The sequence below is a fragment of the Caulobacter sp. 17J80-11 genome (genome assembly GCF_014349105.1).
Taxonomy (GTDB): Bacteria; Pseudomonadota; Alphaproteobacteria; order Caulobacterales; family Caulobacteraceae; genus 17J80-11.
Window position 1 is genome coordinate 90,529 of the sequence record NZ_JACSJI010000006.1, and the last position, 25,801, is coordinate 116,329.

Sequence of the window (25,801 nt, forward strand, 5' to 3'; positions counted from 1 at the left end):
ATCGAGGTCGGCGCTATCGGGCCTGTTCAGGAGGCGTCGTCAAGCTGGTTCGTGGACGCCCCGGCCGGCGCGCGGGTGAGCTCCCGGGCGCGGGCGACCAGTTCCTCGACCGAGGGCGTGGGTTCGGCCGGCTCGGCGCGCAGGCCCTCGAAGGCGTCGGCCTCGGCGCAGGCGGTGGCGATGCGGTGGGCGTTGGCCATGATGGTCAGGGTGACGGTCGGCGCCGGCACGGTCGGGAAGACGCTTGAATCCACGCAGTGCACGCGCTCGAAGCCCGTCGGCCGGCCCAGCAGATCGGTCTCCAGGACGCCTGGCTCGGCGCGCATGGGGAAGCTGCCGCCGACGTGCACGCCGCTGCCGGGGAGGCCGATCCGGGTCCCGAAGCCGAGCGGCATGGCTCCGATGCGCGAGGCGTTGCGCTTCAGCGTTCGCGCCGCCGATCGGACCAGGGCGGCCGCGGCCGGATTGGCCCGCGCGCTCAGCTCCAGGTGCGGGCCGCGCTGGCCGCGCTCGAGCGTGGCCTCGATGGCCGCGGAATCGTCGGAGTGGAGGTAGCCCTTGATCAGCACCAGGCGCTCGAACGCCCGTTCCAGCATCGGCCGCAGCAGGCCGTAGAGTCCGCCCAGCTTCGCCTTGGCCATGCGGCCGTAGAAGTCGTTGTAGCCGTAGACCTGCAGGTGGACCTTGTGCGGCGAGCGCTTGCGGTCGGTCAGCTCCAGGAAGATCTGGCTGAGCGTGTGCTGGCGCTCCTGAGCCGCGCGCGGGGCCGACGCGGTCAGCCACATGGGCATCAGGAAGTGCTCGCTCTGGCGAATGGTCACCGGGCGGCCGTAAACCCCTAGTGATTCCAGCAGGATACGGGTCGAACTGAACACCCCGGCGGCCAGCAGCACGCGAGAGGCCTGGAACACGGCGTTCTCGCCGCCCTCGCGCGAGACGGTGTGGATCTCGACCCGTCCGTCCTTCTCGACCAGCCGGCGCACCACCTGGCCGGGCAGGTAGCGGAAGCCCGGCGCTGTAGCCGTCAGGTCGGCCACCGTCGTGTGCGCCGCGTAGATCTGGTCGTAGGCGCAGCCGTACAGGCACAGGCCGCACAGGCGGCAGCCGTCGGCGGGCGCCTGCGGGCCCTTCACCGCCAGGCGCGCCTTGCCGAACCAGATCCCCTGACCGCGCAGGGCGCGCGCGTGTTTGCGCAGTCGCTCCAGCAGGGCCTGGGCCTGGCCGCTGGCGGGCAGGTCGGCGGTCGGCTCGACGTGCAGCGGAAACAGGACCTCCAGGTCGTCGCGCGTCGCCGACAGCCCGGTCAGGCCCAGAGCGGCGGCGTAGTGCGGGGCCAGGTCGGCGGCGCCCAGCGGCCAGCCGTCCAGGTCTTCGTCGCCGTAGGGCAGGACCGAGGCGCCCCAGAGCCGGCTGAGGCCGCCCAGCGCGAAGCTGCGATAAGCGTCCACCTCGCGGGCGTAGAGCGGTTCGTGCCGCTCGACGTCGCGATAGGGGAAGTCCGAGCCGAACAGCAGCTTCAGCGGCGCGCCTTCGGAATTGAAGCGCAGCGGGCCGCGGACGGCGGCGTGGTCGTCAGCCGACCAGCTTTCAGGCGCTTGCTCCCCCAGCCGCGCCATGCGCTGGCGGACGTCCGGCTCGAGTTCGCCGCCGGCGTCCAGCATCACGACCGGCTGTCCGCGACCGGCCAGTGCGGCCGCGGCGGCCGCGCCGGCCGGGCCCGATCCCACCACGAAGGCGACCATGCGGGCGGTTCCTCCCTGGAGCCGTCCCGTCACGGCTCTCCCCGCAAAGCTCAACTGTCCGCGAACGCTGAAGGTTGCGGTCCGCCGTTAAGGGGCCGGGAAGGCTGCCGCGGGAGACTGGGGCCATGCAGGACGCGCTGCAGACCCTCGCCGCTCCCGTCGCGCCGAACGCGCGGATCACCGACGCCTACGCCGTCGAGGAGCTGCCTGGAGTCACCCGCGACGGGCGCGCGGTGGTGCGCTTGGTGCGGCCGCTGGAATACCGGGTGGGCTCGAAGGATTCCGACGAGGTGATCGTGGTGCCGGTCGGGTTCGAGACCGACTTCGCCTCGGTGCCGTGGGGCTTTCGCGAGCTGTTTCCCCAGCTGGGCCCGTGGGCGCGGCCGGCGATCATCCACGACTGGCTCTACGCCAACCGCGGGCTGGGCCGTTACAGCCGCGCCGACGCCGACCGGATCTTCCTCGAGGCCATGGAGGTGGTGGGCGTGCCGGCCTGGCGGCGCGCGCCGATGTACTTGGCGGTGCGGGCGGGCGGCGCGCGCGGCTGGGGCCGCTCGGGCTAGCGCAAACGGGTCGCCAGGGTGAAGACCACCTGGCCCACGCCCAGCAGCATCAGAACGACGCCGACCACCATCAGCGACCGCAGCGTTCCGGAGAACAGGGCCGCGGCGGCGCCCACGGCCAGACAGCCCAGACCGGGCAGGTAGGCGGCGACCGCCTTTGCCAGGCGCGCCACGATCACCAGGGTCCCGAGGACCATGAGCGCCACCCCGCCGAACTCCATCCACCTGGAGTCGGCTCGCACGCCCAGGAACTCCAGGCCGACGCCGGCCGCCAGGCAGATAAGTCCCAAGGTGTAGGCGAAGCGCGGGCCCATGGCGCCGCATCCTTCTGCAAACGCCGTCCCCGAGGCGGAACGCGGCCTGGAGAGCCGTGTTCCCGTAGCTTTACTGCCGCTGCGGCGTGATCGGCACGGTCCCGGTGCGGCCGTCGCGCACGACCGAGAAGCTTAGGGCCCGACCTTGCGGCGCGCTGGTCACGCGGCGGATCACGTCGGCCGCGCCGGTCACCGCCTGGCCGTCCACCGCGGCGATCTGGTCCCCAGGGCGCAGGCCCGCGCGGGCCGCGGGGCCGCCCGGCACCACGGCGGCCACGACCACTCCCGGCGCGCCGCCAGGCTGGGACGGTGGGACGTCGCCGATGCTGGCGCCGATGAAGCCGCGCTCGACGCGGCCACTGGCGATCAGCTGGCGGGTGACCTCGGCGGCGGTGGCGGCGGGAATGGCGAAACCGATGCCGACCGACCCGCCCGAGGGCGAGAAGATCGCGGTGTTCACGCCGACGACTTCGCCGCGCCTGTTGAAGGTGGGGCCGCCGGAATTGCCCTGGTTGATGGCCGCATCCAGCTGCAGGAAGTTGACGTAGGCCGAGCCGATGTCCCGCCCCAGGGCCGAGACGATGCCGGTGGTGGCGGTGGTCCCCAGGCCGAACGGATTGCCGATGGCGATCACCTCTTCGCCCACGCGCGGCGGGGCTGCAGCGGCGAAGTTCACGAACGGATATCCGCGGCCGTCGACCTTCAGCACCGCCAGGTCGGTGGCCGGATCGCGGCCCACCAGGCGGGCCGGCAGCTGCTTGCCGTCGCGCAGCACGACCGCGACCCGGTCGGCCCCGCCGATCACGTGGTTGTTGGTGACGATCAGGCCGTCGGCGGAGATGAAGAAGCCCGAGCCGGCGGACATTTCGGATTCCGACGGCGGCCCGCGGCGCGCGAAGGGGGAGTCGGACAGGGCCGAGCGCCGCGGCGTGGTCGCGGCCAGGATCGAGACGACGGCCGGCGCGACCCGGTCATAGACGTCCGGGAAGGCCATCTCCGCGCCGGCCGCCGCCGGCGCGGTCGTGACCGGCCGGCCGGGCGCGGGCTGTTGGGCGGGCCGCTCCGACGGCCGGCATGCGGCGACCGCCACAGCCAGGACGGCGCCGAGCGCGTAGACGGCGCGTTTCATGCGGCCTCCATGCCCCTCGCGCAGGGGATCGGCAGGTCAACCGCGCGCCGCCTACTCGCGTTGCGCAGGCTTCAGCGGTTCACGCGGACGTTCTCGCCCTGGCCGGTCACCCGCACGCGGTCGCCGATGCGGAAGTCGTTCGGCGTGCCGGGCTGGACTACGGCGATGGTCGAGCCGTCGTCGAGCTTCACGGTCAACTCCAGGCCGGCGGTGCTCTGCGAGCCCTGCAGGGCGCTGCCGGCCGCCGCGCCGGCCGCCGCGCCGGCCACGCCGCCGGCGACGTTGGCCGCGGTGCCGCCGCCGATCTGGCTGCCGCCGATGGCGCCGAGCGCCCCGCCGGTGATCATGCCCAGATGGGTCTGGCCGGGACGGATGTTCACCGGGCGGACGTTCTCGATCTCGCCCAGCCGCACGGTCTGTTCCGTGCCGACCTCGTTGCGGGCGAAGGAGGAAGGGGTGGGCTGCGGCGTGCAGCCGGCGGCGATCAGGGCGGCGGCGCAGGCCGCGGCCGGAAACGCGAAGGCGGGAACGGAAATCTGACGCATGGGGCACCTCGTTCAGCCCCCAACCCGCGCGTGCCGTCCGTGGGTTCGACGTGGACGAAATTTCATGCGTCGGCGCGGACGGCTCAGTGCGTCGGGCGGTTACGGGCGATGATCTTCAGCACGATCAGGAAGGCGCCCAGCGCCGCGATGGCGAAGCCGATCAGGATGGTCCCGTGGGCCGCGTTGAACACGCCGACCAGCAACACGGCCAAGCCCAGCACCAGGCAGAGCAGGCCGACCAGATACTTGCCGAGGAGGGCGCCCGCCCCCGGTCGTGCAGGGTCCATCGCCTGACTCCCTCACTAGTGTGCGGCCTTGGACGGCCGCGACTTCAACTGAGGAAAACGGCGCCCGCGAATTGGCGGTTCCGCGGCGTGACGGGGGCGGAACCTCGCGCCGGACGGACGGTTTTGCGCTCGCCCCGGCAGAGGCGTGCGACGTGCGGCCGGGCTCCGACAGGAGATCCGCCGCAATGGCGCCTGACCCCAAGACCACGTCCCTCGCCAAATACTTCCTCGGCCTGATCCTGCTGTTCATCGGCCTGGCGCTGGAGGCGGCCGGGCTGCTGAACCACTCGCGCAACGTGATGCTGATCGGCCTGGTGTTCATCGTCGCGGGGGCCGCCCAGATCGCCTGGCGGCTCGCACAGGAAAAGCGGGCTCCATAGGAGGCTCTGATGCGCGTGACGCGGACTTGGGCGCGGACCGGAGCGGTGACGGCGGCGTTGTTCGGGCTCACAGCCTGCGCGTACCAGGCCTGGCATGAGTCCGGCGGCGAGCAACTGACGGGATCGGCGTGGGTGTTGCGCGACGCGACGGGCTTGCCGCCGCTGCGCGGCTCGAGCCTGACCCTGCTGCTTTCGCCGGACGGCCAGGTCTCCGGCAGCGGCGGCTGCAACCGCTTCGTCGGGCGCTGGACCAAGCAGCGCGGCCGCCTGATCATGAGCGGCATGGCCTCGACCATGATGGCCTGCGCCGACAACGCGGTGATGGAGCAGGAGCAGGCCTTTCTGAAGGCGCTGGAGGGCACGAGCCTGGCCACCGCGACGCCCGGCAAGCTGGTTCTGCAGACCCACGACGGTCATGTCTTCACCTTCGCGTCGGCGCCGTGACGCCGCCGGGCTGAGGAGGCGGCGATGGAAATCGACCAAAGGGCGCGAATCCTGGCGATCCTCGAATCCGCCAACGATCTCGCGCTCGCGACCCTGCGCGAGGACGGCTGGCCCCAGGCGACGACGGTCAGCTTCGTCAACGACGGGCTGAACGTCTATTTCGGCACGAACGCGGGGTCGCAGAAGGCCAGCAACATCGCCCGCGACCCGCGCGTGTCCGCCACCCTCACGCTTCCCTACAGGACCTGGGACGACATCAAGGGCCTGTCCCTGGCCGCGCGTGCGGAACGCGTGGGGGATCTCCTGGAGATGCAGGACGTCGCCGCCCTGGTCCTCAAGAAGTTCGCCGATGTCGGGAAATATGTGCGCGACGACCCGCTCGACCAGCTGGCCGTATTTCGCCTTCGGCCGGTGGTCTTCTCGATCCTCGACTACAGCCGCGGGTTCGGCTGGACGGAGCTTGTGACCGTCTGAGCCGCGCACGCGCCAATGCTGGGCGGCCCGTCGGGTTCGATCTGATCTGGGGAAGAGATGGTGGACGCGACAGGGATTGAACCTGTGACCCCCTCGGTGTGAACGAGGTGCTCTCCCGCTGAGCTACGCGTCCGCCCGGGGAGGCGGTCAAATAGCCGGGTCCGTTTCGGACCGCAAGGCCCGATTTGTCTCAGCTCGACAGACGGCGCACGACGGCGGGAAGTTCGGCGAAATCGCCGATCACCACGTCGGCGCCCAGCAAGGCGGCCGGGGTTTCCGTATAGCCGAACGGGACCAGCACGACCGGAACGCCCGCCGCGCGGCCGGTCGCCACGTCCGTGTGCGAATCTCCGACCATCACCGACAGGCACGGATCGCCGCCGGCGTCGGCGACGGCGCGCTGGAAGTGCTGGGGATCGGGCTTGCCGCGCGCGACCGCGTCGGCGCCCACGACCGCGCCGAACCGGGCGCGCAGGCCCAGTTGTTCGAGCAGGGCGTCCGCCAACGCAGTCGGCTTGTTGGTGCAGATCGTCAGGCGCGCGCCCTCGGCCAGCAGCGAATCGAGCGCGGCTTCGACGCCGGGGTAGGGACGGCTCTCCCGCGCCACCCGGGCGCCGTAGACCTCCATGAAGCGGGCGACGCGGTCGGGCGTGTCGCCGGCGAAGGCCGCGCCGGCCTCGGCGAAGCCGCGTTCGAGCAGCCGGCGCACGCCGCCGCCGATCAGCCGCCGGCCGGCCTCGACGGGAGCCGTCGGCAGGCCGGCCTCGGCCAGCAGGACGTTGAGCGCACCGATGATGTCGGGGGCGGTGTCCACCAGGGTGCCGTCGAGGTCGAACACGACCGCGACACCGGACAGGGACGGGACCTGGGACACGAATGCGCTCCGCGACTGTCGCAACCCCCGCCGTTTCGGCTAAATCCCGCGCGGTCGCAACGGAGAGTCGTTCATGAGACAGCGCGCCGCCGTGATCCTGGCCGCCGGTCAGGGCACGCGCATGAAGTCGCCCACGCCCAAGGTCCTGCACAAGGTCGGGGGGCGGACCATGCTGGACCGCGCCATCGACGCGGCTGAGGCGCTGGGCTGCGCGCGCATCGTGGTGGTGGCCGGCGCGCATTCGCCGCAGGTGGCCGAGACCGCCCGAAAGCGCCTGGGCGACGGCGCTGTCGCCATCCAGGACCCGCCGCTGGGCACCGGCCACGCCGTGCGCGCGGCCGAGGCTGCCCTGGCCGGCTTCGACGGCGACGTGATCGTCACCTACGCCGACTGCCCGCTGCTGGACGCCGAGGCCATCGCCCCGCTGTTCGCCCTCCGCGACGCCGGCGCCGACGTGGCGGTGCTGGGCTTCGAGCCGGTCGACGCGGGCGCCTACGGCCGCCTGATCCTGGGCGGGAACGCGGAATTGCTGCGCATCGTCGAGGCCAAGGAAGCGACGCCGGAGGAGCTGGCGGTGCGCGCCAGCAATTCGGGCGTGATGGCCGCCGACGCCAGGACCCTGTTCTCGCTGCTGGCCGAGGTCACCAACGACAACGCCAAGGGCGAGTACTACCTGACCGACGTGGTCGGCCTGGCCCGCGGCCGGGGCCTGTCGGCGCGTGTCGCCTTCGCCTCGGAAGAGGCGGTGATGGGCGTCAATTCCCAGGTCGAGCTGGCCGAGGCCGAAGGCGTGTTCCAGCGCGCCTTCCGTCGGCGGCTGATGGTCGAGGGCGTGACCATGGTCGCCCCCGAGACCGTCTTCCTGTCCTGGGACACCAAGATCGCCGGCGGCGTGACGGTCGAACCCAACGTGGTGTTCGGCCCCGGCGTGACGGTGGAGACCGGCGCGGTGATCCGCGCCTTCAGCCACCTGGAGGGCGCCACCGTGCGCTCCGGCGCCCTGGTCGGCCCGTATGCGCGGCTTCGGCCCGGCGCCGAGATCGGCGCGGAAGCGCACGTCGGCAACTTCGTCGAGGTGAAGAACGGCAAGCTGGGCGCGGGCGCCAAGGCCAACCACCTGGCCTATATCGGCGACGGCGAGGTCGGCGCGAAGGCCAACATCGGCGCCGGCGTGATCTTCTGCAATTACGACGGCTTCGACAAACACCGCACGTCCGTGGGCGAGGGAGCCTTCGTCGGCTCCAACAGTTCGCTGGTGGCGCCGGTCAGCGTCGGCGCCGGCGCCTACGTCGGCTCGGGCTCGGTGGTGACCAAGGACGTCGCCCCCGACGCCCTGGCGTTCGAACGTTCGGCGCAGACCGAGAAACCCGGCTGGGCCGAGCGCTTCCGCGCGGCCAAGCGCGCCCGGAGGGCCAAATGAGCGACACCCAGAAGCGCGCCGCCGGCGAAGCCGCCGCGGCGCTGGTCGAAGACGGCATGATCGTGGGCCTGGGCACGGGCTCGACCGCCGCCTGGTTCGTGAAGGCGCTCGGCGAACGCGTGAAAGGCGGGCTGAAGATCAAGGGCGGCGTGCCGACCTCGGAGGCCACCGCCGCGCTCGCCCGTGAGCTGGGCATTCCGCTGCTGACGCTCGACGAGGCGCGCGAGCTGGACCTGACGGTCGACGGCGCCGACGAGATCGGGCCGGGCCTCAGCCTGATCAAGGGCGGCGGGGCGGCCCTGCTGCGCGAGAAGCTGGTCTGGGAAGCGTCCAAGCGCTGCGTCTGCATCGCCGACGCGGCCAAGAAGGTGCCGGTGCTGGGCAGGTTCGCCCTGCCGATCGAGGTGGTCGCCTTCGGCCACGTCACCACCGCCAACCGCATCGCCGACGTGCTTTCCGAGCACGAGATCGGCGTCGGCCCGCGGCTGCGGATGAAGGACGGCGAGCCTGTCCTCACCGACGGCGGCAACGTCATCTACGACGCCGCCTGCGGGGCCATCCCGAACCCGTCGGCCCTGGCCGCCGACCTGAAGAGCCTGACCGGGGTGGTCGACCACGGCCTCTTCCTGGATCTCTGCGACGAGGCCCTGGTGGCTTCCGATAGCGGGGTGGAGCGCCTAACTCCCTAGCTTGCGGCCGCGGCCGGACCGAAATTCGCGTGAGGAGCCCCTGATGTCCCAGTACGACTACGACCTCTTCGTCATCGGGGCCGGCTCCGGCGGGGTGCGCGCCTCGCGCCTGGTCGCCATGACCGGCGCGCGCGTCGGCGTGGCCGAGGAGCACCGCGTCGGCGGCACCTGCGTGATCCGCGGCTGCGTGCCCAAGAAGTTCATGGTCTACGCCTCGGACTTCTCGCACCAGTTCAAGACCGCCCAGGGCTACGGCTGGACCGTTCCCGAGCCGAGCTTCGACTGGAAGCAGTTCATCACCGCCAAGGACGTCGAGATCGCTCGGCTGTCGGGCATCTATGCCTCCAACCTGGCCAAGGCCGGGGCCGAGCTGGTTCACGCCCGCGCGAAGCTGGTGGACGCCCACACGGTCGAGCTGGTCGGCAAGAACCGCACGGTCACCGCCGACAAGATCCTGATCGCCGTCGGCGGCCGGCCGTGGATGCCCCAGGATCTGCCCGGGATCGAGCACGCCATCACCTCGGAGGAGGCCTTCCACCTTCCCGAGCTGCCCAAGCGCATCCTGATCGCCGGCGGCGGCTACATCGCCGTGGAGTTCGCCGGCATCTTCGCCGGCCTCGGCGTGGAGACCACGCTCGTCTACCGCGGCCCGAACCTGCTGCGCGGCTTCGACGACGACGTGCGCGCGCACCTGGCCGAAGAGCTGAAGAAGCGCGGCATCCGGGTCATCCTGGGGACCCAGCATGAGCGGATCGAGAAGACCGAGACCGGCCTGGTCAACGTGCTGGACGACGGCATCCGCTGCGAGAGCGACGTGGTGCTGTTCGCCACCGGCCGGCGGCCCTACGTCGGCGACCTGGGCCTGGACAAGGCCGGGGTGGAGCTGACCCCGGAAGGCGCGATCAAGGTCGACGAGCTGTCGCGCACCACGGTGGAGAACATCTGGGCGATCGGCGACGTGACCGACCGGATGAACCTGACCCCGGTCGCCATCCGCGAGGCCGTCGCCTTCGCCGAGACCGCCTTCAAGAACAACCCGTGCCACTTCGACTATGTCGACGTGCCCACCGCCGTGTTCTCCCAGCCGCCGGTCGGCGTGGTCGGCCTGAGCGAAGCCGAGGCGCGGCGGCTGTACGGCAAGGTCGATGTCTACCTGACCCGCTTCCGGCCGATGAAGTACGCCTTCATCGGCGGCGACGAACGGGTGCTGATGAAGCTGGTGGTCGAACCGCAGAGCGACCGGGTGGTCGGCGCCCATATCGTCGGCCCCGACGCGCCGGAAATGATCCAAATGGCGGCCATTGCAGTTAAGGCGGGCGTGACCAAGCGTCAGTGGGATTCCACGTGCGCCCTGCATCCTACGGTGGCCGAAGAGATCGTGACGATGCGCGAGAAATTCGTGCCGCCGGATCTGCTGCAAGCGGCCGAATAAGCCTCCGCTTCGCCCCGCCGGCGGTCCAGGCCGCGCCCTGGCGCGGGTGGGTGCTGACCGGCGCGGCGGTGCTGGCGCCGGCCCTCGCCTGGCTGTCGCCGCTGGGCTTCCTGCCGCTGGCCGTGGTCGCGGGCCTGCTCTGCCTTCACCTGTGGCGGAAACCGCCTGCACCGCCGTGGGCCCTGGTCTTGCTGCTGGTCGCGCTCGCGGTCTGGGCCGCTGTGGCCGGTCTGGGCTCGCCCCCGAAAGAGGCCGGCCTGCTGGCCGGCTTCGCCGACCTCGAGCGGCGCAGCCCGCTGAAGCTGCTGCTGGAAGTGGTGGTCTTCATGCCCCTGGTGCTGGCCGCCCGGAGCCTCGACCCGCGCTCGGCCGAACGGGCCGCCCGCGTCCTGACCGTCGGTGCCGTGGCGCTGGGGGTGGTGCTGCTGGTCGAGGGCGTTAGCGGGGCGGCGCTCTACCGCGCCTTCGCCCTGGCCATCGGCGAGGCCGACCGGCCCGACCTGATGCAGCGCCACGCCGCCCAGAGCGGCTACGTACTCGCGCTGATGTACTGGCCGGCGGCGGCCTTCCTGCTGCGCGAACGTCAGAAGCGCATGCTGGTGGTGCTGACGGCCGGCGTCGTCGTTCCGGCGATCCTGCTGCACGCGGCCGCCCCGGTCCTGGCCCTCGTTCTGTCGACCGCGGCCTTCGTCCTGGTGCGATCGACGGGGCGCGCGGGCGCCACGGCGCTGGCGATCGCGGCGGGGCTGTTCGTGGCGGTCGCGCCGCTGCTCGTGCACCTGGCTGACCTGGCGGGTCTGACCGGTTCGGCCAAGGTGGGCGCGCCGGCCTCGTGGGCGGCGCGGCTCGACATCTGGACCTTCGCGGCCGAGCGGGTGTCGGAGCGCCCGTTCCTCGGCTGGGGCCTGGACGCCAGCCGCACCTTCCGCCCGTACCTGATCCTGCATCCGCACGACGCGGCCATTCAGATCTGGCTGGAGCTCGGCGCGGTCGGCGCGGCCCTTGTGTCGCTCCTGTGGGTCTGGATCTTCCGCGCGTCCGGCGACGTGCTGCCGGCCGACCGGACCATGTGCGGCGCGGCCTGCGCCGCGGCGATCGTCTACTTCGTGATCGGCGCGCTCAGCTTCGGCGTCTGGCAGGAATGGTGGGTGGCGCTGGGCGCGCTGACCGCCGCCTGGACCCTCACGGTGGGGCGGGTGAGGGCCGCTCCGTTGCCGCCGCGCTTACGTCAGGAGGTGCTGGAAACTGTGCGCTAAGCGTCGCCGGGCGAAGATGCTCCATTGAGACCAGCCGCTCGCAGGACTAAGTCTGTAGCGTGACCCAGAGATGGACGCCGCAATCCTGGCGGAACCGGCCCGCCACCCAGATCCCGACGGACTACCCTGATCCGGCGGCGCTCGCGCGCGCCGAGGACCGTCTGCGGGCCATGCCGCCGCTCGTGTTCGCGGGCGAAGCGCGGCGCCTCAAGTCGCGCCTGGCCGACGTGGCCGAGGGCCGCGCCTTCCTGCTGCAGGGCGGCGACTGCGCCGAGAGCTTCAAGGAGTTCCACGCCGACAACGTGCGCGACACCTTCCGCCTGATCCTGCAGATGGCGGTGGTGCTGACCTTCGCGGGCGGCAAGCCGGTGGTGAAGGTGGGGCGCATCGCCGGCCAGTTCGCCAAGCCGCGCTCCAGCCAGGTCGAGACCCAGGGCGACGTCACCCTGCCGGCCTATCGCGGCGACATCGTCAACGGCATGGGCTTCACCGCCGAGGAGCGCGTGCCGGATCCGGAACGGCTGCTGCGCGCCTACTCGCAGTCGGCCGCGACGCTGAACCTGCTGCGGGCGCTGGCCGGCGGCGGCTTCGCCGACCTGTACAACGTGCACCGCTGGACGCTGGGCTTCATCGCCGACAGCCCGCAGAGCGCGCGCTACCGCGAGCTAGCCGACAAGATCAGCGAGACCCTGGCCTTCATGGCCGCCATCGGCGTGACCCCGGAGACCCATCCGGACATCCGCCAGGTCGAGCTGTTCACCAGCCACGAGGCGCTGTTGCTGAACTACGAGGAGGCGCTGACCCGCGTCGATACGACCACCGGCGACTGGTACGACACCTCCGCCCACATGGTCTGGATCGGCGAGCGCACCCGTCAGCCCGACGGCGCGCACCTGGAGTTCGTGCGCGGCATCAAGAACCCGATCGGGATGAAGTGCGGCCCGACCATGGAGCCGGTCGAGTTGCTCCGCCTGATCGACCAGATCAACCCGAACAACGAGCCGGGTCGCCTGACCCTGATCGGCCGCTTCGGCGCGGACAAGATCGCCGACCGCCTGCCGCGCCTGATGGCCGCGACCAAGCGCGAAGGCCGTTCGGTCGTGTGGTCGACCGACCCGATGCACGGCAACACGCTGAAGGCCGCCAACGGCTACAAGACCCGGCCCTTCGACCGCGTGCTGTCCGAGGTGAAGACCTTCGTCGAGGTCGCGGGCGGGGAGGGCGTCCACCCCGGCGGCGTGCACCTGGAGATGACCGGCCAGGACGTCACCGAGTGCCTGGGCGGGGCCCAGGCCCTGACCGAGGACGACCTGTCCAGCCGCTACCACACCCACTGCGATCCGCGGCTGAACGCCGACCAGGCGCTGGAGCTGGCCTTCCTGGTCGCCGAGAAGCTGCGCGCCGGGCGCGGCGAGCGGTCGGCCGCCGCATGAGCGAAGGCGGGGGCGTGATCGCCTACCAGGGCGAGCCCGGGGCTTTCAGCCACGAGGCGTGCCTCGCCTTCTTCCCCGACTACGAGCCGCGGGCCTGCGCCACCTTCCAAGCGGCGGTGGACGCGGTCGAGCGGCGCATGGCCGATCTGGCCCTTCTGCCGGTGGAGAACTCCATCGCCGGTCCGGTGCCGGAGATGGAGGCGATCCTGCGCGCCACCCAGCTGAAAGTGCTGGGCGAGCGCACCTGGCCGATCCGTCTGCAGCTGCTGGGCGTGCCGGGCGCGGAGCTTGAGCACGTGCGCGTGGTGCGCAGCCACCCGATGGCCCTGAAGCAGTGCACGCGCCTGCTGGCCGATCTCGGCGCCAAGGCGGAGCCCGTCCACGACACCGCCGGCGCGGCGCGCGCCTTGTCGCAGGCGCCGGACCCGCACGTGGCCGCGGTGGCCTCGGCCAAGGCCGGCCAGCTCTATGGATTGCAGGTGTTGCGCGCCAATATCGAGGACGTCCACTCGAACGCCACGCGCTTCGTGGTGCTCGCCCGCGAGCAGGCCCCCGCTTGACAGCTTCCCGCGGCGCCTGACAGGGTCACGTCGCCGGAATTTCTCGGCGCGCCCACACCCGGGAGCGGACCCATGACCAAGCAGGGGACTGTTTCGACCGACACGCAAGTGCGGACGGGTGAATTCTATTTCTATTTTAGCACCTATTACTTTCGATACGCCGGCGAGGCGGTCGTACGAGGCTAGGCGAGCCTAAGCTCCTCCCTCCGATCCCAGCCGGCGACCGCCTCTGAAGAGCGCGGCCCATCCCCTTTTTTGAGCGCTGAACATCCCTTGCGGACGCCCGCCCTGAACGCGCGCGGACTCCGCCCGAATTCTACGAGTCCATTCCCATGCTGAACGCCGCCCTCGCCGAGCCGATCACGGCCGCCGAACCCGCCTCCGCTACTACTGAAGCCCTCTCCGTCGCCGACCTGCGCGCCGAGATCGACCGCATCGACGACGCCCTCCTCGAACTGGTCGAGCAGCGCCAGGCCCTGGCCCGCCGGGTCGGCACGGCCAAGGGCGGCGACGACGGCCGCCTGCGCCTGAAACCCGACCGCGAAGCCGCGGTGGTCGAGCGGCTGGTCCGCAAGGCCCAACCCTGGTCCAAGCGCCTCGTCGCCGCCCTGTGGCGCGAGCTGATGTCGGCCGGCCTGTCGACCCAGTCGGAAGTCGAAGTGGTGGTCTGGGCCGGCGCCGATCCCGCCCGCCGGCTGGACGCCGCGCGCCGCCGCTTCGGCTCCTCCGCCGACTACCGGCTGGTCGCCACCGCTCAGGAGGCGCTGGACGCGGCCGAGCAGGGCGGAGCGGTGGCCGTGCTGGCGGTCGAGCCCGACGCGCCCTGGTGGACCGACCTGCCCGAGCGCGAGGACCTGTGGATCTTCGACGCCCTGCACGGCCCGCGCGCGGCCGAGCCGACCGCGCTGGCGGTCGGCCGGGTCAGCGAGAACGCCCTGGCCCGCGGCCAGGTGTTCCGGATCTCCACCGGCGGCGACGGCGACGACACCGGGGCGCGTCCCCGGCTGGTGGCCATGGACCAGGGCGTGCGCCTCTACGCGGTGACCGAGACCTCGGCCGCGACGGCCAAGCTCGATCGCGCCCGCGGCTATGTCGGCCGCTGCAGCCGGGCGCTGGCTTAAACGAAAGGTTGGTCGTCGGGGGATTGCGCCGCCTCGGCGGCTCGTACAGGTTCCCCGACCCCATGCTTCAGCAGATCGTCCCGACCAAAACCGCCCGCTTGCGCCTTCCTGACGGCACGGGCGAGTTGCTGCGCCTGGCCTGGCCGGTGGTGCTGGCGCGTCTGGGCATCATGACCATGGGCCTGACCGACGCCATCGTGGTCGGGCGTCATTCGGCCGAGCAACTGGGCTTCCACGCGCTCGGATGGGCTCCGACCTCGGTCATGCTGACCACGGCGGTGGGCGTGTTGCTGGGCGTGCAGGTGATGACCGCGCGACGCATCGGCGAGGGCCGGCGCGACCTGACCGGGGCTGTGCTGCGGCGCGGCCTGGTCTACGGCGCCTGGCTGGGCGTGGCGGCCATGCTGGCCCTGGCCCTGCTGGGGCCCGTGTTCCTGCACCACGCCGGCCTGGGTGAGGCGCTGGCCGACGGGGCGACCGGTCCTCTGCGGGTCTTCTCGCTGTCGCTGTTCCCGTATCTGATCTCGGTGGTCTGCACCTACTTCCTCGAGGCGCTGGGCCGGCCCAAGCCCGGCATGGTGGCCATGTGGGTGGCCAACGGCGTCAACCTGGCCGCCAACCTGTGGCTGGTGCCGGGGACTTCGGGGCTGCCGGTGGAGGGTGCAGTGGCCTCGGCCTGGGCGACCTTCATCGCCCGGGTCGTGCTGGCCGGGTGGCTGCTGGTCTTCATCGCCCGCCTGCCCGAGGCGCGCGATCTCGGCGTTTTCAAGAAGCCGACCGACGGCTCTGAAGTGGCGCGCGAGCAGCGCAAGATCGGCTACGGCGCGGGCGCGTCCTACTTCATCGAGGTCGGCGCCTTCGCCGGCATGACCATCATCGCCGGCCAGTTCGGCGGGGTGGAGGTGGCGGCCTGGAACGTGGTGCTGAACGTCTCGGCGATCATCTTCATGGTCCCGATGGGCCTGGCCGCCGCCACCGGCGTGCTGGTCGGCCGCGCCTACGGCGCCAGGGACCGCCACGGCGTGGTCCGCGCCGGCCTGGTCGGCTTCGGGGTGACCGCGGCGCTGAGCCTGCTGGTCTGCGCCGTCGTCTGGCCCGGCGCCTCGCTGATCGCCGGCGCCTACACCCGCGATCCGGCCCTGCTGGCGGTGGCCGTGCCGGCCCTTGTGCTGGCCTGCCTGTTCTTCCTCGCCGACGGCCTGCAGGTGGTCGCCGCCCAGGCCCTGCGGGCGCGCGCCGACGTCTGGCTGCCGACCGCCTTCCACCTGACCAGCTACGGGCTGGTCATGCTGCCCTTGGGCTGGCTGTTCGCCCACACCCTGGGCTTGGGCGTGAACGGCATCGTCTGGGCGGTGATCGTCGCCAGCCTGGTCTCGGCCGCCCTGCTGTGCGGCCGCTTCCTGCTGCTGGCGCGGCGGGAGCTCTGACGAGGTCCTCCCCTGGGCGGGGGAGGTCCGGCGTTACGCTCCCAGGATCCAGCCTTCCTCACGCTCGACCACCGCCACATCGGCATCGCTGGTCCCGGCCGGCGGGGCGAACAGGGCGCCCAGGCGGTCGGCGTCGTCCAGCTTGGCGAAGGCCTCGGCCGCGCCGCGCACCTGGGTGGCGTCCTTGACCTCGCCGGGCTCCGGCGCGGTCGGCTGCAGCACCGGATAGACCTCGGCCACCACTACCGACAGCGGCTGCACGTCGGCCGGCGTCAGGGCCCGCCAGCCGGTGCCGAACGGCCAGACCGCAGCGGCCGGACCCAGCTCCTCGACCAGCCGGCGCACGGCGGCGATGCCGACCAGGCTCTGGCCGCCGACCGCGCCGGCCCCGTGCATCTGCCAGACGCTCTTGGCCATGGACTTCGCGCCCAGCTTGCGGGTGGCCAGCTCGCAGCGGCGGTATTCCGGGATGTCGCCCAGGCTGTCGGGCTTGGTGGTGGACAGCCAGCGCTGGGCCTGGCGGGCCGGCCCGCCCCAGAACGGCCGCGCCTCGTCGGTCATCAGCCGGTTCATCTTGGCCGCGACCTGGAAACGGTTGTTGGAATTGTCCGGCTTGTCGACGACGTTCTGGCCCAGGAATTTCCAGGTCGCCGTCCACGGCTCGCCCTCCAGGCCCAGCCGTGCGGCCGTGCCTTCCGGCAAGCCCAGGCAGAAGTCGAAGCCCACCAGCACCTTCTCGCCGCGGCGGCGGAAGTCGGCCAGCAGGTTGCGCAGCAGCGCCTCGGCCTCGGCGCGGGTGGCGGGATTGTGCGCCTCGTAGGACAGGCGGAAGCGCACGTCGCGCTTCATCACCCCGATCCACACGGAGTCCGCGCCGGTCTTGCGGCCCTCGGCCGCGCTCCAGTCCACGATCACGTAAGCGTCGAACAGGCGCGGCACGGCGGCGGTCCTCACGAAGGCTTAAAGCGGCTGCGCTTGTATCGCGCGCGGCTCCCGGCAACAAACCGCGACCTAACGTGATCGTTCGCAATCTTGCGCGCGAAGCTTCCGGACGGCAGGTTCCGCCCCGCCTTAGGGGGGCGTCCCTGCAGGCGTCGAAGAGACGAAATGAGCAAGATTCTCAAAGCCGGCGTGGCCGGCGCAGGCGTGTTCGGCGGTCACCATGCGCGCAAGTACGCGCAGAGCGAGGGCGTCGAGCTGGTCGGCGTCTACGACCGCGGCACCGGCCGGGCCCTGGCCTTGGCCGAGCAGATCGGCGCGCGCGGTTTCGAAGCGGACGAGTGGGACGCCTTCGTCGACGGGCTGGACGTGCTGACCGTCGCCGCCCCTGCCGTCGCCCACGCCCAGCTGGCGGTGCGCGCGCTGGAACGCGGCGTCCACGTCTATGTCGAGAAGCCGCTGGCGGCCTCCGTGCAGGAGGCCGAGGCCATTCGCGCCGCCGCCCAGGAAGCCGGCCGCGTGCTGGCCTGCGGCCACCAGGAGCGGATCGTGTTCGGCGAGATGGGCCTGCTGTCCACGCCCGAGCGCCCGATCCGGCTTGAAGCCGTGCGCAAGGGCCCCTGGACCGGCCGCAGCGACGACGTCTCGGTCGTGCTGGACCTGATGATCCACGACCTCGATCTGGCCCTGTCGCTGGCCGGCTCCGAGCCGTCGGCGGTGCGGGCCAAGAGCGACACCATCCACGGGCCGCGTCCCGACCACACGCGCGCCGAGATCGCCTTCGCCGGCGGCATGCAGGCCGTGTTCGAGGCGTCGCGCGCCGCCGAGGCGCGCGAGCGCACCATGCGGGTGGTCTATCCCTCGGGCGAGGTGAACATCGACTTCCTGGCCCGCACCTTCGAGAACACCACCCCGTTCGCGCTGAACGCCGGCTTCGCCGACACGCCGCGCGGCAAGGATCCGCTGGGCGCCAGCGTGGGCGACTTCCTGGCCGCCGTGCGCGGCGAGGCGTCCCGTCCCGCCGTCACCGGCGAAGAAGCCGCCCGCGCCCTGGCGCTGGCCCTGGCCGTCGACGACGCGGCCGCCTGAAATCCAACGAGAGGCCTGAGATGCCCACGCCCCCGTCCCCGATCGCCTACATCGACCTGAAGACCCAGCAGGGCCTGATCCGCAAGCAGGTCGAGCAGCGCTTCACCGCCATCCTCGATCACGGCGCCTACATCAACGGCCCGGAGGTGAAGGAGCTGGAGGACGCGCTGTGCGCCTACACCGGCGCCAAGAAGGCGCTGGCCATCGGCAACGGCACCGACGCCCTGATCGTGCCGATGATGGCCATGGACCTGAAGGCCGACGACGCGGTCTTCATCCCGGCCTTCACCTACAACGCCACCTGCAGCGCCGTGATGATCGCCGGCGCCACCCCGGTGTTCGTCGACGTGCGCGCCCGCGACTTCTCGATGGATCCCGCCGACCTGGAGAAGCAGATCGCGGCGGCCAAGGCCCGCGGCCTGAACCCGCGCCTGATCATCGCCGTCGACCTGTTCGGCATCCCGGCCGACTACGAGGCGATCTTCGCCATCGCCGAGACGCACGGCCTGCAGGTCATGGCCGACGCCGCCCAGTCGTTCGGCTGCCGCTGGAAGGGCAAGTACGCTGGCGCCATCGCGCCGGTCACCGGCACCAGCTTCTTCCCGGCCAAGTCGCTGGGCTGCTACGGCGACGGCGGCGCGATCATGTTCGCCGACGAGAGCCTGTACGAGGCCTGCGAGCAGATCCGCTGGCACGGCACCGACGCCAACCGCAAGGAGAGCGTCCGCGTCGGCTTCAACGGCCGCCTGGACTCCATCCAGTGCGCCATTGTCACCGAAAAGCTGAAGCTGTTCCCGGGCGAGCTGGCCCGCCGGCACGAGATCGCCGCGGTCTACAACGAGAAGCTGGCCGGCGCCTTCGACGCCCAGGACTTCGGCCCGGACCGCGACAGCGGCTGGGGCTACTACACCGTGGCCATCGACGACCGCGACGGCGTGCAGGCCAAGCTGAAGGACGACGGCGTGCCGACGGCGATCTACTATCCGCAGCCGCTGCACACCATGAAGGCGTTCAAGCACCTGGCTCCGGAGGGCGGCTGCCCCGAGGCCGAGCGCCTGACCGCGCGCGTGCTGTCGCTGCCGTTGCACCCCTACATGACCGACGCCCAGGTCGACTACGTGGTCGAGCGCTTCCTGGCCGCGGTCGGCCGCTAACCGTCAGGACGGTGCGCCGGCCTTCAGCCGGCGCTTCACCCAGACTTGGTAGGCCAGCGTCACCAGCGAGCCGATCAGGAAGAACAGCAGCACGGCCGAGACGGCGTGCTCGGTGCGAAGGCCGGCGCTCGACTTGGCGATCAGCAGGGCCAGCCCCGGCTGGCGGGCGGCGGTGGAGATGGCCAGGGCGGAGCTGTGGCTGAGGTCCGGGCCGGCCAGGACGTGGCCGGCCACGAGGCCGCCGATCACCACCAGGGCCATGGCCAGCACCGTGCCGTCGCCGATCAGCTTCAACGTCGCCGGAAGCACGACGAACAGCAAGGGCAGGGCGCCCAGGACCAGCAGGGCGAGGGCCGCCTTCAGCAGCCGCGGCGCGATCCGTTGGGCGAGGGCGGGCCGCCAGTGGTGCACCGCCATGCCGATCGCGAGCGGGATCAGAATGGTGGTGGCGAGCGAGGTCGCCACCTTGCCCATCGGCGCGGCGGCTTCCACCCCGAAGAACCAGGCGGCTAGCGCCACCGTCAGGGGCACCAGCACGATGCTGAGCAGGCTGACGACGGCGAAGAGGCCGTAGACGTACTGTTTGTGGGCGCCGAGCTTCAGCTCCCTGGTCAGCAGGAACGGCCCCACCGGCGCCACGGACATCAGCATGATGCCCAGCGCCGCTTGCGGCGTCAGCGGCATGAGCTTGACCACGATCGTGGCCAGCACCGGCACGACCACGTAGATCGCCAGCACCGAGCGGAGCAGCAACAACGGCCGGCGGACCACGTAGGTGACGTCGCTCCAGCCGGCGCCCAGGCTCATGGCGACGACGGTGAGCGCCAGGCTACCGGCCAGCACAACGGGGAGCAGCTCCTTGAGGAGTTCCACGGCGACCTCGGCGACCAACTGCGCCAAGGTCGCGCGCCCGCCGTCCGCGGCCTATCGGGAAACGCCTGATTTCGGGGGGCGGAATCCCGGATGGGCGGTCAGAGGCCCTTGGCGAACACGCCCAGGGCCAGCACGCCCCAGCCGCCGGTGACCAGCCAGAAGCGGTTGGCGACGACTTCGGGGGGCAGCAGGTCGGGGCGGAACTGGGCCAGCACGCCCGCGCCGGTCAGGGCCAGCGAGACCAGAAACAGAAGCAGGGTCGCCGCGTTCGGCCGCATGGAGGTCCCCCCCGGAACTAACCCTGCGAATTAACCTCGGCGGCGCGGCCAAGACAACGGCGTTCGCGCGTCAGACGGCTTCCGCTTCGTCCTCGTCCTCTTCCCACGGCGGGCGTTCGCGCGGCGGGCGAGCAGGGGCCGTCGCCTGGGCGGACTTCGGTTTCATGGCTAGCGGCCCGCCGGTGCGCTTCAGCACGTTCTCGACGTGCGACAGCCATTTACGGCCGAAGCGGACCGCTTCCTTGGCCGCGCCCGGGGCGGCGGTGCGGGCGATCTCCGGGCTCCAGAAGTCGAGTTCGAACTCCGGCCACTGGGCGTCGGAGAACAGCAGGCGAAGCGTGACGCGCTCGGCGTCCTTGGGGATCGAGTCCATCTGCTTGCGCTGCTCGTCGCGGCGGACGCGGGCGACCACGACTTCGTCGACGATCAGCTCGGCCCCGTCCAGTTCGACGAAATCGTAGACCAGGCCCATGGCGCTCTTGTCCCAGAGCACCGCGACCCGGCCGGTGGCGAAGCGCATGCCGGCCGCGCGGCCCTGGGGCACGGCCATGACCTCGGCGTCGGATGGACCACCCAGCGACTGCTTGAGCGCGCGGCGCAGGCGCCTGCCGGTCTCCATCCACCAGCCGGCCCCCAGGCCGACCGTGGTCAGGACGCCGGCGCCGAGCGCCAGCAGCAGCAGGGTGCGCAGCGCCTCGCCCACCTCAGTCCCGCAGGTCGATCATCACCGGCACGTGGTCGGAGGGCTTGTCGCGCCCGCGCACGTCGCGGTGGATGTCCACGCCCGCCAGCCGGTCGGCGGCCTGGGGAGAGAGCAGCAGGTGGTCGATGCGGATGCCGTTGTTCCGCTGCCAGGCGCCGGCCTGGTAGTCCCAGAAGGTGTAGTTGTGCGGCCGGCCGTCCGCCGCCTCGTAGGCGTCGGTCAGGCCAAGCCACTTCATGGCGCGCCAGGCGGCCCGGCTCTCCGGCTGGAACAGGGCGTCGCCGGCCCAGGCGGCGGGCGAATAGCAGTCCTCGGGCTCGGGGATGACGTTGTAGTCGCCGGCCAGCACCAGGATCTCCTCGTGCGTCAGCAGCTCGGCGGCGTGGGCGCGCAGGCGCTCGAACCAGCGTAGCTTGTAGGCGAACTTGTCGGTGCCGATCGGATTGCCGTTGGGCAGGTAGATCGAGGCCACCCGCACCGGCGTCGGCGCCTCGACCAGGGCTTCGATGTAGCGGGCCTGCTCGTCGTCGTCGGAGCCGGGCAGGGAGCGGCGCACGTCCGACAGCGGGTGCTTCGAGAGGATGGCCACGCCGTTGTAGGTCTTCTGGCCGAAGGTCTCGACGTTGTAGCCGAGCGATTCAAAGGGCTCGCGCGGGAACTTCTCGTCCACGCACTTCAGCTCCTGCAGGCAGGCGACATCCGGCTGGGCTTCGCGGAACCACTCCAGCACGGTCTCGAGCCGGGCGTTGACCGAATTGACGTTCCAGGTGGCGATCCGCATCGACTCTCTTCGCGTGAACTCGCCCAAAGGCTAGGGTTCGAGCGGCGCCGCCTCAAGAGGGAGGGGGGATGAGCCGCACCGTTCATGTCCTGGCCCTGACCGGCGCGACCGTGCTGCACGTCGCGCTGTCCCCGGTCGCCTTCGCGCTGGCGGTGCTGTCGCCGGCCTGGTTCTCGGTCGGCGGGACGGGGGCCGGGTGGACCATGGCCCTGCTGTCGTACAGCTTTCTCGTCGCCGTGATCGCCGCGCCGTTCGCCGCCTGGGCGGCGTTCTTCATGCGTCGGGTGAAGCTGGCCTGGGCCGTCGCGGCCGCGCCGGTCGCCTGGATCGCGGCGTTCGGCGTGGCCTACCTGTTCATCGCCGAGCTTTGACGAAGTCGGCGACCGCCTCGACGACGCCCGGGGCCAGCGGCAGGTTCGGGTCGGCGTAGGTCGCCTGGTTGGCGGCGCGCTCGGCCGAGGCGACCTTCAGGACGTGGTTCACGCCCTCCAGCCTGACCAGCTTGGCGTCGGAGCGGGCCGCGGCCAGCCGCTCGGCGTCGGCCATGCCGATCTGGATGTCGGTGGTGCCCTGCACGATCAGCACCGGGCCGTGGACGGTCTTCACCAGCTCGGCCGGATCCAGCGGCAGCCAGGAGATCAGGTAGGGCTGCACCGACGGGCGGAAGAGGGCGGCCAGGGCCGGCGGCGGGTTCGCGACCGTGCGGCCGGCCTCCAGCTCGGCGAGCGTCTTGAAGGCGTCGGCCTGCATCGCCTGCGGCAGGCCGGCGGTCAGCTGCTCACGCAGCACGTCGGCCGCCTTGCGCCCGGCGCCGGAGATCAGCACCACGCCGCAGACGTCCTTGTTGTCCTGGGCGGCGACCTCGGCGACCAGGGCGCCTTCGCTGTGGCCGACCAGCCAGACGCACTTCGCGCCGGTCTGGCGCTTCAGTTCGGCGGCCCAGGCGCGGGCGTCGTCGGAATAGGTTTGGAAACGGAGGTCCTCTTCCTTGGTGGCGGCGGCCATGCTGGCGGCGATGCCGCGCTTGTCGACCCGCAGGCTGGTGACGCCGCGCTCGGCCAGGCCGTGGGCGAGCAGCCTGTAGGGGGCGGCCTGCACGCCGATCGGGCTGTTGCCGTCGCGGTCGGTCGGCCCGGAGCCGGCCAGGATCAGCACGACTGGGCCCTTGGCGCCCTTCGCCGGGGTGGTCAGCGTGCCCTTCAGGTCGCCAGGCTGGCTCTTCAGATCGAGCCCGCGTTCGGTGAAGGCGTCTCCCGCTGCAGCCGGCGTGACCAGACCCGCGGCCAGGACGCCGGCGAGAACGAGCGATTTCAGCATGTCAGGAGCCTCCCCCGAGAACGCGGGCAAGCTACGCCGTTTCCGGAAGGCGGGCGAATTAAATGCCTGTCAGACGCCAGGGGGCGGCGTCGAGCCAGCCTGAAGCGCTCAGATCGAGAAGCTGACGCCGCAGCCGCAGCTGGACTTGGCGTTCGGGTTCACAACCCGGAACTGGGCGCCGATCAGCTCGTCGACGAAGTCCACGGCAGAGCCGGCCAACAGAGGCAGGGAGATCGGATCGACCAGGGCGGTCGAGCCGGAACGCTCGATCCGCAGGTCGTCGTCCTCGGCCGCGTCCACCAGTTCGAAGCGGTACTGGAAGCCCGAGCAGCCGCCGCCGTCCACCGCCACGCGCAGCATCAGCGGCCGGCCTTCGGCTTCGGCCAGCTCCCGGATCCGCCGCGCGGCCGGTTCGGTGAGGGTTACGGAATCGACGGTCATGACTTGGCGCTATATGAGGGCGGCCGCAGCCGTGGAAAAGACCCTGATGAGCGTGCCCGTCACTTGCTTCCCCCTCGCCACCTTCTCGGAGTCCGCGGAGACCTCCAAGGGGCGTCGTCATCCCGAGGCGGAAAGCCGTACGCGCAACGCCTTCGCCCGTGACCGCGACCGGATCATCCACTCGGCCGCCTTCCGCAAGCTGAAGGAGAAGACCCAGGTCTTCGTGGCGCACGAGGGCGACACCTTCCGCACGCGCCTGACCCACAGCCTGGAAGTCGCCCAGATCGCCCGCTCGCTGGCCCATGCCATGGGCGTGCACGTCGACCTGGCCGAGACCATCGCGCTGGCCCACGACCTGGGCCACCCGCCGTTCGGCCACGCCGGCGAGGACGAGCTGCAGATCCAGATGAAGGAGTTCGGCGGCTTCGACCACAACGTCCAGACCTTCCGGGTCTGCACCAAGCTGGAGCGCCGCTATCCCGCCTTCGACGGCCTGAACCTGACCTGGGAGACGGTCGAGGGCGTCGTGAAGCACAACGGCCCCGTCGACGACCGGCTGGACGAGCCGGCATGGAAGGCGGTGGTGGAATACGCCGCCGGCTGGGACCTGCGGCTGGACACCTTCGCCTCGGTCGAGGCGCAGATCGCCGCCATCTCCGACGACATCGCCTACAACAACCACGACGTGGACGACGGCCTGCAGGCCGGCCTGTTCACCATCGGCGACCTGCTGGAGATCCCGCTGATCGGCCCGCTGCTGGGCGACGTGCGCCGCGACTGGCCGGCCATCGACGACCGCATGCTCCGCCTTGAGGCGGTGCGCCGGATGATCGGCGCCATGATCGACGACGTGCTGGCCGAGACCGCGCGCCGTGCCAAGACCGAGGGCGTCGAGACGGCCGAGGACGTGCGCCGGATGAAGCGGCCGCTGGTCGGCTTCTCGTCCCAGATGGCCGAGGATCTGGCCCGCCTGCGCCAGTTCCTGCACACGCGGATGTACCGGCATTACCGGGTCAACCGCACGCGCAGCCAAGCTCGCCGCATTTTGGCCGAGATGTTCAATCTTTTCATGGCGGAACCGGAGGTTTTGCCCACTGAGCTGTATGAACGGGTGAAGGGCCGCGACCAGGGTGGACGGGCGCGCGTGGTCTGCGACTACGTCGCCGGCATGACCGACCGATACGCCATTGAGGAGCATCGGCGGTTGTTCCACCTGGAGATCGGCCGCGAGGTGTGAGTCGTTCCGCCGCGTTCCGGCGGAGCTTCGCCTTCGGTAGAGTGTCGACCAACTGCGTCGCGATTCGGAAATTCGCGCCGCCCCGGAGGTTTCGTGCCCATGTCCGATCAAGAACGCGGCGCCTACACGCCGCCCACCGACGAGCCCCTGGCCTTCGACGCGCGCCGCACCACCGGCGAACGCCGGCCGGTGCCGATGACGCTGGTCGCCAGCGCCGTGGTGCTGGTGGTGCTGGTCGTCGCCGTGGTGCTGTTCTACCGCTCGGGCGTGCGCAGCCGTAACGAGGCCCCGAACGTGGGCGAGCCGGTGGCCGCGGTGAAGACCGCGCCGGCCCAGGACGCTCAGCCGGTCGACGAGGCCGCGGGCCTCGACGTCTACGTGGCCGAGCCGAACGCCCCGGCGCCGGCCCAGCCGACCTTCGCCCCCGGTCCGGAGCAGCCCGCCCCGCGTCCGGCCCCGCAGGCGACCCCGACCGCGCCGGTCGCTGCTCCGACCCAGCCCGTGACCTCCGGCGCCCTGCGCCCGGCCCAATCGGCCGCCGCCCAGCCGCAGGCGCCGGTCACGGCCGCGCCGAAGCCGACCCCGGCCGCCCCGATCCAGACCGCCCAGACCCCGACGCCCGCGCCGTCCGCCGCCGGCGGCTCCGCGGCCGTGCAGATCGGCGCCTTCTCCTCGACGGCCATCGCCGACGCCGAGTTCGCCAAGGTGGCCAAGGCCTTCCCGCAGTTCGCCTCGGGCAAGGCCAAGCGGGTCGAGCCGGTCGAGCGCGACGGCAAGACCCTGTACCGCACCGCCTTCACCGGCTTCTCGAAGGCCGACGCCCAGGCGTTCTGCTCGGCCCTGAAGGCCGCCGGCAACGCCTGCTTGGTGAAGTGATCTGAGACAGAGAGGGGGTTGGA

General features: G+C 71.5%; 30 protein-coding genes and 1 tRNA gene. 17 read left to right on the forward strand and 14 right to left on the reverse strand.

All coding sequences use genetic code 11. The features are described from left to right. Positions 1 to 26: 26 nt before the first annotated feature. Entirely contained in the window at positions 27 to 1,742 is a 1,716-nt protein-coding gene (locus tag H8B08_RS08195) for a GMC oxidoreductase (RefSeq protein WP_187449716.1), read from the reverse strand. Positions 1,743 to 1,867: 125 nt separating this feature from the next. Between H8B08_RS08195 and H8B08_RS08200 the strand changes: the two genes are divergently transcribed. Further along, positions 1,868 to 2,305 carry a DUF1353 domain-containing protein gene (locus H8B08_RS08200; protein ID WP_187449717.1) on the forward strand — a complete coding sequence of 146 codons (438 nt, stop codon included), beginning with the start codon at positions 1,868 to 1,870 and terminating at the stop codon, positions 2,303 to 2,305. On the opposite strand, the gene H8B08_RS08205 is transcribed toward H8B08_RS08200, so the two are convergent. From H8B08_RS08205 to H8B08_RS08220, 4 genes are all read right to left on the reverse strand, one after another. Further along, complete coding sequence (locus H8B08_RS08205; protein ID WP_187449718.1) at positions 2,302 to 2,619, reverse strand: hypothetical protein; 318 nt, start codon at positions 2,617 to 2,619, stop codon at positions 2,302 to 2,304. The two genes, H8B08_RS08200 and H8B08_RS08205, sit on opposite strands and share 4 nt — an antisense overlap. Positions 2,620 to 2,689: 70 nt before the next feature. Next, entirely contained in the window at positions 2,690 to 3,748 is a 1,059-nt protein-coding gene (locus tag H8B08_RS08210) for a S1C family serine protease (RefSeq protein ID WP_187449719.1), read from the reverse strand. A gap of 71 nt (positions 3,749 to 3,819) precedes the next feature. Then, entirely contained in the window at positions 3,820 to 4,293 is a 474-nt protein-coding gene (locus H8B08_RS08215; protein ID WP_187449720.1) for a hypothetical protein, read from the reverse strand. A gap of 83 nt (positions 4,294 to 4,376) precedes the next feature. Beyond that, the gene (locus H8B08_RS08220; protein WP_187449721.1) at positions 4,377 to 4,580 is read right to left on the reverse strand and encodes a hypothetical protein; all 204 of its coding nucleotides are present in this window, start codon (positions 4,578 to 4,580) and stop codon (positions 4,377 to 4,379) included. A 185-nt stretch (positions 4,581 to 4,765) separates the two neighbouring features. On the opposite strand from H8B08_RS08220, the gene H8B08_RS08225 reads away from it, so the two are divergent. From H8B08_RS08225 to H8B08_RS08235, 3 genes are read left to right on the forward strand one after another with little or no spacing between them, the layout of a single operon-like run. Then, positions 4,766 to 4,960, forward strand: coding sequence for a hypothetical protein (locus H8B08_RS08225; protein ID WP_163259919.1), 195 nt, complete (start codon positions 4,766 to 4,768; stop codon positions 4,958 to 4,960). 9 nt (positions 4,961 to 4,969) lie between these two features. After that, positions 4,970 to 5,404, forward strand: coding sequence for an META domain-containing protein (locus H8B08_RS08230; protein WP_187449722.1), 435 nt, complete (start codon positions 4,970 to 4,972; stop codon positions 5,402 to 5,404). A 24-nt stretch (positions 5,405 to 5,428) separates the two neighbouring features. Beyond that, positions 5,429 to 5,878, forward strand: a complete 450-nt coding sequence (locus H8B08_RS08235; protein ID WP_187449723.1) for a pyridoxamine 5'-phosphate oxidase family protein — start codon at positions 5,429 to 5,431, stop codon at positions 5,876 to 5,878. 58 nt (positions 5,879 to 5,936) lie between these two features. Here the strand turns inward: H8B08_RS08235 and H8B08_RS08240 are convergent. Further along, positions 5,937 to 6,011 (reverse strand) — tRNA-Val (locus tag H8B08_RS08240). A gap of 57 nt (positions 6,012 to 6,068) precedes the next feature. Next, positions 6,069 to 6,752, reverse strand: coding sequence for a phosphoglycolate phosphatase (gene gph, locus H8B08_RS08245; protein WP_187449724.1), 684 nt, complete (start codon positions 6,750 to 6,752; stop codon positions 6,069 to 6,071). Positions 6,753 to 6,825: 73 nt separating this feature from the next. Between gph and glmU the strand changes: the two genes are divergently transcribed. From glmU to H8B08_RS08285, 8 genes are all read left to right on the forward strand, one after another. Beyond that, a complete protein-coding gene (glmU, locus tag H8B08_RS08250; RefSeq protein WP_187449725.1) occupies positions 6,826 to 8,172 on the forward strand; it encodes a bifunctional UDP-N-acetylglucosamine diphosphorylase/glucosamine-1-phosphate N-acetyltransferase GlmU in 1,347 nt (448 codons plus the stop codon). Further along, positions 8,169 to 8,861: a ribose-5-phosphate isomerase RpiA gene (gene rpiA / locus H8B08_RS08255; RefSeq protein WP_187449726.1), complete on the forward strand. Its 693-nt coding sequence runs from the start codon at positions 8,169 to 8,171 to the stop codon at positions 8,859 to 8,861. The genes glmU and rpiA overlap by 4 nt, the downstream gene beginning before the upstream one ends. 43 nt (positions 8,862 to 8,904) lie before the next feature. Next, entirely contained in the window at positions 8,905 to 10,293 is a 1,389-nt protein-coding gene (gor, locus tag H8B08_RS08260) for a glutathione-disulfide reductase (protein WP_187449727.1), read from the forward strand. Between the two features lie 50 nt (positions 10,294 to 10,343). Further along, complete coding sequence (locus H8B08_RS08265; RefSeq protein ID WP_187449728.1) at positions 10,344 to 11,549, forward strand: O-antigen ligase family protein; 1,206 nt, start codon at positions 10,344 to 10,346, stop codon at positions 11,547 to 11,549. Positions 11,550 to 11,608: 59 nt separating this feature from the next. Beyond that, complete coding sequence (locus H8B08_RS08270; protein WP_187449729.1) at positions 11,609 to 12,982, forward strand: class II 3-deoxy-7-phosphoheptulonate synthase; 1,374 nt, start codon at positions 11,609 to 11,611, stop codon at positions 12,980 to 12,982. Further along, a complete protein-coding gene (locus H8B08_RS08275; protein ID WP_187449730.1) occupies positions 12,979 to 13,542 on the forward strand; it encodes a prephenate dehydratase domain-containing protein in 564 nt (187 codons plus the stop codon). The genes H8B08_RS08270 and H8B08_RS08275 overlap by 4 nt, the downstream gene beginning before the upstream one ends. A 332-nt stretch (positions 13,543 to 13,874) precedes the next feature. Next, the gene (locus H8B08_RS08280) at positions 13,875 to 14,663 is read left to right on the forward strand and encodes a chorismate mutase (RefSeq protein ID WP_187449731.1); all 789 of its coding nucleotides are present in this window, start codon (positions 13,875 to 13,877) and stop codon (positions 14,661 to 14,663) included. A 98-nt stretch (positions 14,664 to 14,761) separates the two neighbouring features. Continuing rightward, positions 14,762 to 16,090 carry an MATE family efflux transporter gene (locus H8B08_RS08285; protein WP_255500736.1) on the forward strand — a complete coding sequence of 443 codons (1,329 nt, stop codon included), beginning with the start codon at positions 14,762 to 14,764 and terminating at the stop codon, positions 16,088 to 16,090. A 33-nt stretch (positions 16,091 to 16,123) separates the two neighbouring features. On the opposite strand, the gene H8B08_RS08290 is transcribed toward H8B08_RS08285, so the two are convergent. Continuing rightward, positions 16,124 to 17,029: a cobalamin biosynthesis protein CbiG gene (locus H8B08_RS08290; protein WP_187449833.1), complete on the reverse strand. Its 906-nt coding sequence runs from the start codon at positions 17,027 to 17,029 to the stop codon at positions 16,124 to 16,126. 168 nt (positions 17,030 to 17,197) lie between these two features. Between H8B08_RS08290 and H8B08_RS08295 the strand changes: the two genes are divergently transcribed. Both H8B08_RS08295 and H8B08_RS08300 read left to right on the forward strand, forming a co-directional pair. Next, on the forward strand, positions 17,198 to 18,118 hold the full coding sequence (locus tag H8B08_RS08295) for a Gfo/Idh/MocA family protein (RefSeq protein WP_187449733.1): 921 nt from the start codon (positions 17,198 to 17,200) through the stop codon (positions 18,116 to 18,118). Positions 18,119 to 18,138: 20 nt separating this feature from the next. Further along, the gene (locus H8B08_RS08300; protein WP_187449734.1) at positions 18,139 to 19,272 is read left to right on the forward strand and encodes a DegT/DnrJ/EryC1/StrS aminotransferase family protein; all 1,134 of its coding nucleotides are present in this window, start codon (positions 18,139 to 18,141) and stop codon (positions 19,270 to 19,272) included. Positions 19,273 to 19,275: 3 nt separating this feature from the next. Here the strand turns inward: H8B08_RS08300 and H8B08_RS08305 are convergent, their stop codons facing one another. From H8B08_RS08305 to H8B08_RS08320, 4 genes are all read right to left on the reverse strand, one after another. Next, positions 19,276 to 20,172, reverse strand: a complete 897-nt coding sequence (locus H8B08_RS08305) for a bile acid:sodium symporter family protein (protein WP_187449735.1) — start codon at positions 20,170 to 20,172, stop codon at positions 19,276 to 19,278. Between the two features lie 71 nt (positions 20,173 to 20,243). Beyond that, a complete protein-coding gene (locus tag H8B08_RS08310) occupies positions 20,244 to 20,423 on the reverse strand; it encodes a hypothetical protein (protein WP_187449736.1) in 180 nt (59 codons plus the stop codon). 70 nt (positions 20,424 to 20,493) lie between these two features. After that, the gene (locus tag H8B08_RS08315) at positions 20,494 to 21,126 is read right to left on the reverse strand and encodes a hypothetical protein (protein WP_187449737.1); all 633 of its coding nucleotides are present in this window, start codon (positions 21,124 to 21,126) and stop codon (positions 20,494 to 20,496) included. A gap of 1 nt (position 21,127) precedes the next feature. After that, on the reverse strand, positions 21,128 to 21,907 hold the full coding sequence (locus H8B08_RS08320; RefSeq protein WP_187449738.1) for an exodeoxyribonuclease III: 780 nt from the start codon (positions 21,905 to 21,907) through the stop codon (positions 21,128 to 21,130). Between the two features lie 68 nt (positions 21,908 to 21,975). On the opposite strand from H8B08_RS08320, the gene H8B08_RS08325 reads away from it, so the two are divergent. Then, on the forward strand, positions 21,976 to 22,278 hold the full coding sequence (locus tag H8B08_RS08325) for a hypothetical protein (RefSeq protein WP_187449739.1): 303 nt from the start codon (positions 21,976 to 21,978) through the stop codon (positions 22,276 to 22,278). Here H8B08_RS08325 and H8B08_RS08330 read toward each other — a convergent pair. Beyond that, positions 22,262 to 23,224, reverse strand: a complete 963-nt coding sequence (locus H8B08_RS08330) for an alpha/beta hydrolase (protein WP_187449740.1) — start codon at positions 23,222 to 23,224, stop codon at positions 22,262 to 22,264. The two genes, H8B08_RS08325 and H8B08_RS08330, sit on opposite strands and share 17 nt — an antisense overlap. Before the next feature lie 108 nt (positions 23,225 to 23,332). Further along, on the reverse strand, positions 23,333 to 23,665 hold the full coding sequence (gene erpA / locus H8B08_RS08335; RefSeq protein ID WP_163259879.1) for an iron-sulfur cluster insertion protein ErpA: 333 nt from the start codon (positions 23,663 to 23,665) through the stop codon (positions 23,333 to 23,335). Between the two features lie 46 nt (positions 23,666 to 23,711). Here erpA and H8B08_RS08340 point away from each other — a divergent pair, with 46 nt between their 5' ends. Together H8B08_RS08340 and H8B08_RS08345 are read left to right on the forward strand one after the other, a co-directional pair. Continuing rightward, entirely contained in the window at positions 23,712 to 24,902 is a 1,191-nt protein-coding gene (locus H8B08_RS08340; protein WP_187449741.1) for a deoxyguanosinetriphosphate triphosphohydrolase, read from the forward strand. 99 nt (positions 24,903 to 25,001) lie between these two features. Beyond that, complete coding sequence (locus H8B08_RS08345) at positions 25,002 to 25,778, forward strand: SPOR domain-containing protein (RefSeq protein ID WP_187449742.1); 777 nt, start codon at positions 25,002 to 25,004, stop codon at positions 25,776 to 25,778. The last annotated feature ends 23 nt before the right edge of the window (positions 25,779 to 25,801 follow it).